Raw genomic sequence first — 12,817 nt, 5'->3', positions numbered from 1 at the left:
AAGATATCGATGTGGCTGAAACTTTGATTACGCTTTTAAAATTCCAAAATAGGATTTAATAATAAAAACCGCAATTCAAAATTGAAAGAAAATAAATAAAATACGCGCTTTAAAATAAATTGTAACAGAATACTTCTTTAAATGTCAAATGAATTGTTTTAGAGTTCTGTTTTTGGTTTTAATTAACAAATGTCAAATAATAGAACTCAACATTTTTAAGTACTTTTGTGCCACTTTTATACACTGTAATTCCTTAAAAATGGATAAAAAAATATTCTCTTTTTTGTTTTCTACAAGATTAATGGCCGTTCTTTTTTTAACATTTGCAATCGCAATGGGTGTTGGAACTTTTATCGAAAGTAAATACAATACAGATACAGCCCGAATTTTAATTTATAATACCTGGTGGTTCGAGGCTATAATGGTCTTTTTTATGATCAATTTCTTTGGGAATATTAAACGTTATCAATTATTGAAAAAAGAAAAATGGGCAACTTTATTACTTCACGTTGCTTTTATTTTTATTCTTTTAGGAGCATTTATTACGCGTTATATCAGTTATGAAGGGGTAATGCCAATTCGTGAAGGAGCAGCTGAAAATCAAATTTATTCTGATAAAACTTTTCTAACCGTTTTTGCAGATGGAGAATATAATGGAGAAATGAAACGCAGAACTTTTGAGAAAAGTCTTTTACTTTCGCCAGTAACCAATAATAATTTTACCCTTTCAGGCAAATTTGACGAAACTCCTTTTGAAGTAACTTATGTGAATTACATCATGGGCGCAAAAGAAATTATAAAACCAGATCCAAAAGGAACTTTATACATTAAATTAGTTGAAGCCGGAGCCGGCGGACGTGAAGAACATTTCCTTAAAGAAGGAGAAGTTCAAAATATTCACAATGTTTTGTTTGCTTTGAATAAACCAACTGATGGTGCTATAAATATTAATACAACTGGTGAAAAATATACTATTAAGACACCTTTTGAAGGTGCGTTTATGAGAATGGCTGATAAACTTCAGGGAAAAGTAACCAAAGATAGTGTTCAGCCTTTGATGATGCGTTCCTTATACAGTATTGGTGATATCCGAATTGTATTTCCGGATCCTGCCGTAAGGGGAATTGTTGACTATGAATCGAATAATGATTATAAAGCAAAATCTCATACTGACGCATTAATCGTCAAAGTTAAAGCAGATGGTCAGGAAAAAGAAGTACGCCTAATGGGCTCGAAGGGAAGTGTGGGAGAGCCGCAAACCGTGAAAATTGGAAAAATGGAATACAGTTTATTTTATGGAAGTAAGGCTTATATTTTGCCTTTCAAGATTAAGCTAAACGATTTTATTGCAACAAAATATCCGGGAACAGAGAAAAGTTATTCAGCATTCGAAAGTAAGGTTACCGTTCAGGATTCATCAGAAACCTTTGATGCTCGAATTTACATGAACCACGTTTTAGATCATAAGGGATATCGTTTTTTTCAATCAGGATTTGATCCGGATGAAAAAGGAACAATTTTATCCGTAAATCATGATTTTTGGGGAACTTCAATTACTTACTTAGGGTATTTTATGTTGTATTTTGGCTTAATGGCTATTATGTTTACCAAAGGTTCCCGTTTTACAGATTTAAAACGCAAACTGGAGAAAGTAAAAGAGAAAAAAGCAAAATTGATTACGATTTTAGTTTTAATGTTAAGTTTCAATGGTTTTGCCCAGGAACCACATGTACACACGCCGGGACATAATCATACTCATAACGAAGATCCAAATAATCATGCTAATCATGTAACACGTCCACCAAGCCAAAAACAAATCGATTCGTTACTGAATATTTATAAAGCACCGGAAGCTCACGCAGCTAAATTCGGCCGTTTGATTATTCAGGATGCAGGAGGAAGAATGAAGCCTATTAATACTTTCTCTTCTGAATTATTACGAAAAGTGAGCCATAGTGATACATACAACGGAATGAATTCTGATCAGGTATTTTTGTCGATGACACAATATGCCCAGGTTTGGATTCAGGTTCCAATTATTTATCTTAAAGCAGGAAATGATAGTATTCGTAAAATTATCGGAATTGATAAAGAAGCTGGATTCGCTCCTTTTGTAAAGTTTTTTGATGCTAATGGAAATTATAAATTATCTCCCTATTTGGATCCTGCTTACAAAGCGGCAAATCCAAATCAGTTTGAAAAAGATTTTATTGAAACCGATAAAAAAGTCAATCTGATGGAATCTGCATTAAGCGGAAGTATTTTAAAAATATTCCCTGTTCCAAATCATCCGGGCGATAAATGGATATCCTATATGGAATTAGAACATGCAAGTTTAAAAGGAATGGAAGCAACTTATACCAAACAAATCCTGCCACTTTATTTCAATGCACTAAATAATGGATCTATTTCAAAAGATTTTAAAACTGCTGATGATTTAGTCGAAAGTATCAACGGCTTCCAAAAGAAATTCGGAGCTAAAGTACGCCCGAGCGAAGATAAAATTGATGCCGAAATTGCTTATAATAAATACGATGTTTTCCAAAAACTTCCGTATTGGTATATTACAGCTTCTATTTTGATGTTATTTTTTACGATTTTAAACATCTTTTTTGAGAAAAAATGGATTGGTGTTACTGTAAATGTTTTTCACGTTATCGTTGGGTTATTATTTGTGTTACACACATTAGGACTTATTGCGCGTTGGTACATTTCTGGTCACGCACCTTGGAGTAACGCTTACGAATCGATTATTTATGTAGCCTGGGCAGCCATGTTCTTCGGATTAGCTTTTGATTTAAAGCTTAAATTACCAATTACATCTTTACCACGTACAATTTCAACTTTATATGGGTTGTTATATATTAAAGCGGAAAGCCAGTCTAAGTTAACAGTTGCTTCTTGTGCTTTTGTAACAGCCATGATTTTAATGGCAGCATATATGAACTGGATTGACCCAGAAATTGCAAACTTACAGCCTGTACTTAATTCGTATTGGTTAATGATTCACGTTGCGGTAATTGTAGCAAGTTACGGTCCAACTGCATTAGGAATGATTTTAGGTTTTGTTTCCTTAGTTTTAATTTTCTTTACAACAGAAAAAAACAAAGCCAAAATGGATCTGAATATTAAGGAGATCACATACATCAACGAAATGGCATTGACAATCGGATTGATTATGTTAACGATAGGAAACTTCCTTGGAGGACAATGGGCCAACGAAAGCTGGGGACGTTATTGGGGCTGGGATCCAAAAGAAACATGGGCTTTGATTTCCATCATGATTTATGCATTTGTAATTCACGCTCGTTTTGTTCCTGCTTTAAGAGGGAAATGGACATTTAATTTAATGAGTATGTATGCTTTTGTATCTATTTTATTTACTTACTACGGTGTAAACTTTCATTTGGTAGGACTTCATTCATACGCAAGTGGAGAGGCACATTCATTAAACTGGATCTGGTATTCATTGGGAGTAATTTCACTAATAGGAGCGATAACGTATCCTAAATATCTAAAATATTATAAAAAATAACATATTATTAATTTCATTTAAAAAAAGGTTCAACGATGATAAGCTGAACCTTTTTTTGTTTCCAATAATATGAAATCTGTTATTTATAATTGAAGAATAAGAAGCTATTCCTGCTGTCCGCTATATCTTTTATGCCAAACACCGGCATAAAAGGATGCCACTGCCATCAGGGCTAGGGCTTTAGGTTTCATAATAATATTTCAGGTATAAAAAAAGGATAGCATTTACTACTATCCTTGTACTTATTATTTTAATTAGATTATTTTTTTATAATTTCTTCTAAAACGGCTTTGTTTTCGTAGTTTGTTACTTTAAGGATAATCTCTTGGTTTTTAATGGTTTTACCTTCTATTACGTATAATTTTCCTTTGTTGTAAGGAACATTACTTTGGTCAAAATCGACATCACCAAACTGCAATGTGTTTTTGATATCAGCAGTATCTATCCATTTTTCATTAAGCGTTTGAATTGCTTTTTCAGAATATTGAAAAGGTTTTGTTCTTAAGCTATTCAAAACCCTCGCATTCGGAAAGTAGTTACAGCGGGTATCTTTTCCGCTAAAAACGAGTGCTACAAAAAAACATCCTATAACTAAACCAATCAAATAATAAGCAAAACGGTGTACGAACTTCATGAATTAATTTTTTTTTTGCAAAGGTAAGCTAAAGTTGCTTTAGAAAACAAGTAAATTAATATCGTTGTCAGGCAAATCAAACCATTCTCCAATAGCTTTGTTAGTCAGGATTCCATGATAAAGATAGATTCCGTTTTTTAAACCTTTGTTGCATCTGATGGCACTTTCCAAACCGCCATCTTCGGCTATCTGTAATAAATAAGGAGTGATGATATTGCTTATCGAAAGAGAAGCCGTTTTAGAATATCTCGAAGGAATATTAGGCACGCAATAATGCAAAACATTGCTTTTTATAAAAGTTGGTTTTTCGTGTGTTGTAACTTCTGAAGTTTCAAAACAGCCACCTGTATCAATACTAACATCCACAATTACAGCACCTTTTTTCATGTGTTCCACCATAGTTTCAGTAACAACAATCGGGCAGCGTTCTTTTCCCCGCATGGCACCTATGGCTACGTCGCAACGTCTTAAGGCTTTAAGTAGTGCTTTCTGTTGAATTGTTGAAGTAAAAACACGTTGATTAAGATTATTTTGTAAACGACGCAATTTAGTAATAGAATTGTCAAAAACTTTTACATTAGCGCCTAAGCCAATAGCTGTTTTTGCAGCAAATTCCCCAACAGTTCCGGCACCTAAAATAACAACATCAGTAGGAGGGACACCAGTAATATTTCCAAATAAAAGCCCTTTTCCAAATTCGTCTGTAATCATCAGTTCAGCAGCGATAAGTATAGAAGCCGTACCGGCAATTTCACTCAATGATTTTACAGCAGGATACGACCCGTCTTCATCTTTTATATATTCAAAAGCCAAAGCCGTGATTTTTTTCTGGGACATGGCTTCAAAATAAGCTTTCTTTTTTGTTTTTAACTGAATAGCAGATATGATAGTCGTCTCAGGATGAATCATTTTGATTTCTGCCAAAGTAGGGGGTTCTACTTTTAGTAATAACGGACAACCAAAAACTTTTTTAGTATCTTTTGTAACTTCTGCTCCTGCATCACTATATTCCTTGTCAGAGTAACTCGAACTTTCTCCGGCTCCGGACTCAATCATGACACGGTGTCCTTCATAAGTCAAAGAATTTACGGCATCCGGAGTAAGGCAAATACGACGCTCCTGATAACTTGTCTCTTTTGGTATACCTATAAAAAGTTCTCTTTTCTTACGGCCAACTTCAAGTTTCTCTTCTTGTGGCAACAATTGTTGTTTCGTAAACGGGGTTAAGGTTATTGACATGGGTTATGCAAAAATTAAGTGTACAAATTACGTAAAAAGTTTTATAATCAATGTAAAAATGTGCTAATACTAATTAATAATTAAGGCATTATTTTTTCCATTTTAATATTGGCTCTTTCGTAAACGTTTGCTTCAAGCGGAATTTCTACAAAACCAAATTTTTCATACAAATGAATGGCAGGAAGAAGAATTCTGTTGGAATATAAAAGCAGTCTTTTAATATGATTTTCTTCAGCCGCTGAAAAACAATGCTCCAATAATTTTTTTCCAATTCCAAGCCCCTGAACTTTGTCTGAAACGGCCATTTTACTCAATTCAAATGTTGAATTATCAATTTTTATTAAAGAGACAGTGCCTAAAATTTCAGCATTATATTTAGCATAAAAAATAAGTCCGCCCTTATCTATAATTTCTTCCTGCGGATTTGAAAGGACTAATTCGTCTTTTTCTTCAACACTAAAATATTTTGTAAGCCAGGCAACGTTTAAAGTTTTGATATGATCTTTTAAATCAGGTGAAAAAGGGATTATTTCTATGGTATTCTGAATATTCATTTGAAATTTTTAAATCAATTGTAAACTCCTTTTCCCATCAGCTGATAATGCAATATCCACTACAGAATGTCCATCAGGAATCAGGCTTGCAATTTTTTCGGACCACTCAATAAAACACCAGTTTCCTGAATACAAATAATCGTCAACACCCATGTCAAGAGCCTCAGTTTCTTTGTTTAATCTGTAAAAATCAAAATGATAAACGATTTGATTGCTTGAAGTGTGATATTCATTAACTAAAGAAAAAGTAGGACTGCTTGTAGCATCCCCGACTCCTAAAGTTTTACATAATTGTTTGATTAAAGTAGTTTTTCCAACGCCCATTTCTCCGTTAAAAAGAATGATTTTCTTTGGATTTTGAGCAATAATTTGTTCTGCTACTTCCTGAATTTGATCTAATGAAAAAACGATATTCATTGTTATATTTATTTATGTAATAGTCACAGTTTTCGGTTTTGAGTCTCAGCTAAAAACGGAAAACTGCGACTGAAAACTTTTATTTTGGGTTAAATACCAAAAACGGAATAATCATTTCTTCAAGCGAAATTCCGCCGTGTTGATAGGTGTTTTTATAATAACTTACATAATGATTGTAATTGTTTACGTACGCTAAAAACAAATCATTTTTAGCAAAAATAAAGGAACTGCTCATGTTTATGGCCGGCAAACCAATAGTTTTTGGTTCTTTTACCACATAAACATCTTTTTGTTCGTAAGTTAAACTACGTCCGGTTTTGTATCGTAAATTCAGACTTGTATTTTTGTCTCCAACCACTTTCGAAGGGTTTTTTACGTTTATAGTCCCGTGATCGGTAGTCAGGATTAATTTGAAACCTAAAAGCTGTGCCTGCTGAATAATTTCTAAAAGAGGCGAATTTTTAAACCAGCTTAAAGTCAGTGAACGGTATGCTTTATCGTCTGAAGCTAATTCTTTTACCACTTCCATTTCGGTTTTAGCATGTGATAGCATATCTACAAAATTATAAACGACGGTAACCAGATCATTGCCTTTTAGTGCTTTAAAGTTTTCTGCCAGTTTTTTACCTCCGGAATAATTGGTGATTTTAAAATAATCTTCTTTTATATTTAATCCCAATCGCTTCAATTGAGCACTTAAAAATTCTGCTTCATAAAGGTTTTTTCCACCATCTTCAACATCATTTTTCCAATATTGCGGAAATTGTTTTTCCATTTCTACCGGAAGTAAACCTGAGAAGATGGCGTTTCTTGCATATTGTGTGGCTGTTGGAAGTATTGAAAAGTACGGAACTTCTTTTTCTAATTTATAATAATTGGAAACTACGGTTTCAAAAGATTTCCATTGGTCATAACGCAGATTATCTATAACAACAAATAAAACAGGTTTGTCTTTCTTTTTTAGTTCAGGCACAACAAGCTCCTTGAATAAATTATGGGACTGAATAGGTTTTTCTGCTTTTGGGGCAAACCAGTCTTCGTAATTTCGTTCGATATATTTTCCAAATTGCGAGTTAGCTTCTACTTTTTGAGACTCCAGAATTTCAATCATCGCCTGATCTTTAATGTTTTCAAGTTCTAATTCCCAGAAAATCAATTTTTTGTAAAGTTCAACCCAGTCTTCAAAAGAATTGACCATAGCTAATTCCATTGAAATTTTCCTGAATTCTTTCTGATAATCCAAAGTAGTTTTTTCAGAAATTAATCTGGAATGATCCAGATTCTTCTTTAAGCTTAACAGAATTTGATTCGGATTTACAGGTTTTATAAGGTAATCGGCAATTTTAGATCCAATTGCTTCTTCCATAATATATTCTTCTTCACTTTTGGTAATCATAATCATCGGAGTAGCTGATTTTTTTTCTTTCATCTCCGAAAGAGTTTCCAGACCGCTCATTCCGGGCATGTTTTCATCCAAAAAAACAATATCAAAATTTTCTTCTTCAAAAAGACCAATAGCGTCTAATCCATTATTGCAGGTCGTAACTTCGTAGTTTTTTTTCTCCAGAAATAATATATGTGGCTTCAAAAGATCGATTTCATCATCGACCCAGAGTATTTTTATTTTATCCATAATTGACTTTAATTTTAATGCAATTTAAAAGTATAGAACTTAAAAAGTATTAAAAATAGTATAAAATTAAATGATCAATTATAATTATTTGGTCTATCGAAGAAAAAATCAACCATGAATCGTTTCGGCTTTTCCGTAATTAGAAATAATAGACTCCTCAAAAGCAAGCCATTCTCTCCAACGCTTTTCAACATCGATTCCAATACCGTATTTTCTTGCGTATGTTATGAAAGTAGTATAATGCCCTGCTTCGCTTTCCATCAATTCTCTGTAAAAAACAGCTAATTCTTCATCCTGAATGTTTTCAGAAAGTACTTTAAAACGTTCACAGCTTCTGGCTTCAATCATGGCTGAAAATAATAATCTTTCTACCAGGCCAGAGACACGGCTTCCATCACCGCTTTTTTTCATATACAAATACAATTCATTTACATAATCGTCTTTTCGCTCTCGGCCTAACTTTAATCCTCTTTTGATAATTATATTGTGTACCTGCTCGAAATGATCGATTTCTTCTTTGGCCAAAGCCAATAAATCCTGAACTAAATCCTGATGTTCAGAATTATTAGTAATAATTGTTATGGCATTCGTAGCTGCTTTTTGCTCGCACCATGCATGATCTGTCAGGATTTCTTCTATGTTTTTTTCAACTATATTTACCCATCTTGGGTCTGTTGGTAATTGTAATCGTAGTACGCCCATGTGTTATTTTGTTTAAAGTTTTATTTGTTTCAGGTTTCAGGTTTCTTCTCCAGTTCGGCTTTTAGACTCTAATGAGGTTTTGTTGAGAAATAAAAAAGTTTAAAGTTTTGCACTTTAAATAGCGCAAAACCTTAAACCTTAAACTTTAAACTTGAAACTTTTAGTAAACGAAAATTGGTCTTTCGCTCATCATTTCGTCTACTTCGTTTGCTACTTCTTCGATAACAGTTTCATTTGTATGATCAGTCAACACCTTGTCGATTAAGGCAACAATAGTTTCCATGTCTTCTTCAACCAATCCGCGAGTTGTGATTGCAGCTGTTCCAACACGAATACCTGAAGTAACAAATGGCGATTTATCATCAAAAGGGACCATATTTTTGTTTACCGTAATTTCTGCTTTTACCAATGCGTTTTCGGCTTCTTTTCCAGAAATATTTTTGTTTCTTAAGTCAATTAACATCATGTGGTTGTCAGTTCCTCCAGAAATAATATTGTATCCTCTTTTTACAAAAGCATCCGCCATAGCATTTGCATTTTTTTGCAATTGCATTGCATAGGTAAAGAATTCATCTTTTAATGCTTCACCAAATGCAACTGCTTTTGCTGCAATAATATGTATTAAAGGTCCACCCTGATTCCCTGGGAAAACAGCTAGATCTAATAAAGATGACATCATTCTGGTTTCACCTTTTGGAGTTTTTAATCCCCATGGGTTTTCAAAATCTTTGCCCATTAAAATCAAACCACCCCTTGGTCCACGTAGTGTTTTGTGGGTTGTAGTAGTTACAATATGGCAATGTGGTATCGGATCATTCAATAATCCTTTTGCAATTAAACCAGCAGGATGAGAAATATCTGCCATCAAAATTGCGCCAACGCTATCAGCAATTGCTCTGAAACGCTCAAAATCCATATCACGGGAATAAGCAGAAGCTCCTGCGATGATTAACTTTGGCTGCTCTTTAGTTGCGATTTCCTGAATTTTATCGTAATCCAATCTTCCGGTTTCTCTATCCACTCCGTAAAAAACAGGATTATAAACACGTCCTGAAAAGTTTACAGGAGAGCCATGAGTAAGGTGACCACCGTGTGATAAGTCAAAACCTAAAATTTTATCCCCTGGCTGTAAACAAGCATGAAAAACAGAAGCATTTGCCTGAGAACCAGAGTGAGGCTGTACGTTTGCATATTCAGCACCAAATAATTCTTTTGCTCTGTCAATTGCAATCTGCTCAATAACATCAACTACTTCACAACCGCCGTAGTATCTTTTGCCAGGATATCCTTCGGCATATTTATTAGTTAAAACTGAACCGGCTGCTTCCATTACTTCATCACTTACGAAGTTTTCTGAAGCAATAAGCTCTAATCCGTGAATTTGTCTGTCTTGTTCCTCTAGTATAAGGTCAAAAATTTGTTCGTCGCGTTGCATTTTTTCGTTTTTCGTTAATTTCCTGCAAAAATACAAAAAAACGTTTGTGAAACTGTTAGATTATGATATATTTGACATACAATTTTTCAACAAATAATTAACATTCACATGCCAATAACCGCCAACGATACTAAAAGAAAATCATGGTTAGAAGTACCAGAGAATAGTGATTTTCCTATTCAGAATATTCCTTTCGGGGTATTTCTTACCAAAGAAAATGTCGTTACAGTAGGAACGAGAATTGGCGATTACGCTATTGATTTAGGTGCTTTGCAACAATTAAACTATTTTGAAGGAATAGATTTAACAGATGATATGTTTATGCAGGACACGCTAAATGATTTTATTTCTGATGGAAAAAAAACATGGCGATTGGTTCGAAACCGTATTGCAGATATTTTTGATGTAGAAAATCCGCAACTAAGGGATTCACAAAAAGACCGTGATATTGTAATTTTTAAAATTGATGATGTCGAGATGCAACTGCCGGTTCTGATTGGTGACTACACTGATTTTTATTCAAGCAGAGAACATGCTACTAATGTCGGTAAAATGTTTCGTGATCCGGAAAATGCATTATTACCAAACTGGCTGCATATTCCGGTAGGTTATCATGGAAGGAGTTCAACTATTGTTCCGTCAGGAATTCCGGTTCACAGACCTATGGGACAAATCTTGCCTGCTGGTGAAAAATATCCTGTTTTTGGTCCGTCCCGTTTGGTAGATTTTGAATTAGAAACTGCCTTTATTACAACAGATGTCAATGTAATGGGAGAAAATATTTCTACTTATGAGGCAGAAGATTATATTTTTGGGATGGTTTTGCTAAATGACTGGAGTGCACGTGATATTCAAAAATGGGAATATGTGCCTTTAGGGCCATTTTTAGCCAAAAATTTTGCTACCTCAATTTCACCATGGATTGTAACTATGGATGCTTTAGAGCCTTTTAGAACTAAAGGACCAAAACAAGATCCAACGCCGCTACCTTATTTACAAACCAAAGGTAAAAAAGCTTTTGATATTCATTTAGAAGTAGCACTTAAGCCTTTGAATCAGCAAGAAACGGTTGTTTCAAGATCAAACTTTAAATATTTATACTGGTCTATGACGCAACAGCTGGCGCACCACACTTCAAATGGCTGTCGTGTAAATTCGGGTGATATGATGGGATCAGGGACTATTTCAGGGCCAACTCCTGATAGTTTTGGCTCTATGCTGGAGTTAACATGGGGAGGGAAAAACCCATTGAAATTAAATGACGGCAGTGAACGTAAGTTTATTGAGGACAATGATACCGTGATTATACGAGGTTTTTGTGAAAATGCTGAAGTAAGGATAGGTTTTGGAGAAGTTTGCAGTCAATTGCTGCCACCTTTTATCAGGCAATGAAGATCAGATAAGAAAACTAAATAAAAAAAACTTGTTAGCTTTAAATCCTAACAAGTTTTTTTTCATATTAATTACTCAGGAACCTGCTGACTTAAACAGTGTAGAGTTCCAAACCCCCAAATAAAATCAATGCAACTTATTCCGATTACTTCACGATCCGGAAAACATTCAGAAAGTATGTTTAAAGCGACACGATCATTGCTGTCATTGAATGTTGGTACTAACACACAATTATTCAAAATGAGAAAGTTAGCATAACTTGCGGGTAATCTCAGATCTTCAAAATCAACCCGTTTTGGCATTGGTAATGCAACTATTGTTGGCGACTTGCCGTCTTCTAATTTTGCATTTTGCAGACGTTTCAAATTTTCCTGTAAAGGTTTGTAATTCGAATCGTTTTTATCAGTTTCAACAATTGTAACAATTGTATCTTCATTTACAAATCGGCATAAATCGTCGATGTGCCCATGTGTATCGTCACCTTCAATTCCGTCTCCAAGCCAGATTACGTTTGTAACGCCAAGATATTCCTTAAAAACAGCTTCGTAATCTTCTTTAGTAAAGCCAGGATTTCGAACCTGAATGGTAGGGTGCATCAAACATTCTTCAGAAGTCAGTAAAGTTCCTTTTCCGTTTACATCAATGGCACCTCCTTCAACGATTACAGGTTTTCCTTTGTAAACTACCTGAGTTAAAGGGATGTTAATAAAATCTGAGATTTTGATTGGTACAAATTTATCTAATTGATGATTTTTATACTTTGCCCATCCATTAAAATTAAAATTTAAAGCTTCTCTTTTAGAACCATTTTTTACAATAATAGGACCAGAGTCTCTCATCCAGCTTCTGTTAGTTTTGTGAATTACAAAAGAAACGTTCGAAATATTGATACGTGCTCTTTCCATCATTTCAGCTACTTTTTCTTTTAATTTTTCATCTGCTACAACCAAAAAAACAGTTTCATAACTGGTTATTTTTTTAATAAATTCTATGAATGCCCACTGAACTGCCTCATATTTCCCAGGCCAATCATTACCATTATGTGGAAAACATAATATGATTCCCTGTTGTTTCTCCCATTCTGCTGGAAATCTTCTACTACTTGCTGTCATAAAAGTTCTAAATTAAATGAGCACAAAGATAACCATTCATTAGGATTATAAAACAGCAGGGAAACCCAAAGTTGATTTGTATGATTTAATTTTTATATTACAGAAAATAGTTTAAAAAGCATGTCTAAAAATATTAAATATTAAAAATAATTTTATTTTTTAAC

10 protein-coding genes are annotated in these 12,817 nt (G+C 34.0%); 2 read left to right on the top strand and 8 right to left on the bottom strand.

Annotation, left to right across the window (positions count from 1 at the left end; genetic code table 11):
- The first annotated feature begins 259 nt into the window (after nucleotides 1-259).
- On the top strand, nucleotides 260-3,535 hold the full coding sequence (gene ccsA / locus DMB65_RS07570) for a cytochrome c biogenesis protein CcsA (protein WP_110306044.1): 3,276 nt from the start codon (nucleotides 260-262) through the stop codon (nucleotides 3,533-3,535).
- A 259-nt stretch (nucleotides 3,536-3,794) separates the two neighbouring features.
- On the opposite strand, the gene DMB65_RS07565 is transcribed toward ccsA, so the two are convergent.
- The 7 genes from DMB65_RS07565 to glyA form a co-directional block, all read right to left on the bottom strand.
- A complete protein-coding gene (locus DMB65_RS07565) occupies nucleotides 3,795-4,169 on the bottom strand; it encodes a DUF4258 domain-containing protein (protein WP_110306043.1) in 375 nt (124 codons plus the stop codon).
- A 39-nt stretch (nucleotides 4,170-4,208) separates the two neighbouring features.
- Nucleotides 4,209-5,408 carry an alanine dehydrogenase gene (locus tag DMB65_RS07560; protein WP_110306042.1) on the bottom strand — a complete coding sequence of 400 codons (1,200 nt, stop codon included), beginning with the start codon at nucleotides 5,406-5,408 and terminating at the stop codon, nucleotides 4,209-4,211.
- 80 nt (nucleotides 5,409-5,488) lie between these two features.
- Nucleotides 5,489-5,962: a GNAT family N-acetyltransferase gene (locus DMB65_RS07555; protein ID WP_110306041.1), complete on the bottom strand. Its 474-nt coding sequence runs from the start codon at nucleotides 5,960-5,962 to the stop codon at nucleotides 5,489-5,491.
- A 9-nt stretch (nucleotides 5,963-5,971) separates the two neighbouring features.
- The gene (tsaE, locus tag DMB65_RS07550; RefSeq protein WP_110306040.1) at nucleotides 5,972-6,379 is read right to left on the bottom strand and encodes a tRNA (adenosine(37)-N6)-threonylcarbamoyltransferase complex ATPase subunit type 1 TsaE; all 408 of its coding nucleotides are present in this window, start codon (nucleotides 6,377-6,379) and stop codon (nucleotides 5,972-5,974) included.
- Nucleotides 6,380-6,458: 79 nt separating this feature from the next.
- Nucleotides 6,459-8,012 carry a T9SS response regulator signal transducer PorX gene (gene porX, locus DMB65_RS07545; RefSeq protein WP_110306039.1) on the bottom strand — a complete coding sequence of 518 codons (1,554 nt, stop codon included), beginning with the start codon at nucleotides 8,010-8,012 and terminating at the stop codon, nucleotides 6,459-6,461.
- Nucleotides 8,013-8,120: 108 nt separating this feature from the next.
- Nucleotides 8,121-8,714, bottom strand: a complete 594-nt coding sequence (gene miaE / locus DMB65_RS07540) for a tRNA-(ms[2]io[6]A)-hydroxylase (RefSeq protein WP_110306038.1) — start codon at nucleotides 8,712-8,714, stop codon at nucleotides 8,121-8,123.
- 160 nt (nucleotides 8,715-8,874) lie between these two features.
- Nucleotides 8,875-10,149: a serine hydroxymethyltransferase gene (gene glyA / locus DMB65_RS07535; RefSeq protein ID WP_110306037.1), complete on the bottom strand. Its 1,275-nt coding sequence runs from the start codon at nucleotides 10,147-10,149 to the stop codon at nucleotides 8,875-8,877.
- A 108-nt stretch (nucleotides 10,150-10,257) separates the two neighbouring features.
- Here glyA and fahA point away from each other — a divergent pair, with 108 nt between their 5' ends.
- The gene (gene fahA / locus DMB65_RS07530; protein WP_110306036.1) at nucleotides 10,258-11,541 is read left to right on the top strand and encodes a fumarylacetoacetase; all 1,284 of its coding nucleotides are present in this window, start codon (nucleotides 10,258-10,260) and stop codon (nucleotides 11,539-11,541) included.
- A 71-nt stretch (nucleotides 11,542-11,612) separates the two neighbouring features.
- Here fahA and DMB65_RS07525 read toward each other — a convergent pair whose 3' ends face one another.
- Nucleotides 11,613-12,653 (bottom strand): agmatine deiminase family protein, encoded by a 1,041-nt coding sequence (locus DMB65_RS07525; RefSeq protein ID WP_110306035.1) that lies wholly within the window; start codon nucleotides 12,651-12,653, stop codon nucleotides 11,613-11,615.
- Nucleotides 12,654-12,817: the final 164 nt, after the last annotated feature.

This window comes from Flavobacterium cheongpyeongense, assembly GCF_003202435.1.
GTDB lineage: Bacteria > Bacteroidota > Bacteroidia > Flavobacteriales > Flavobacteriaceae > Flavobacterium > Flavobacterium cheongpyeongense.
Note: the sequence above shows the minus strand (reverse complement) of the source record. Positions and strands in the feature narration are given on the sequence as shown.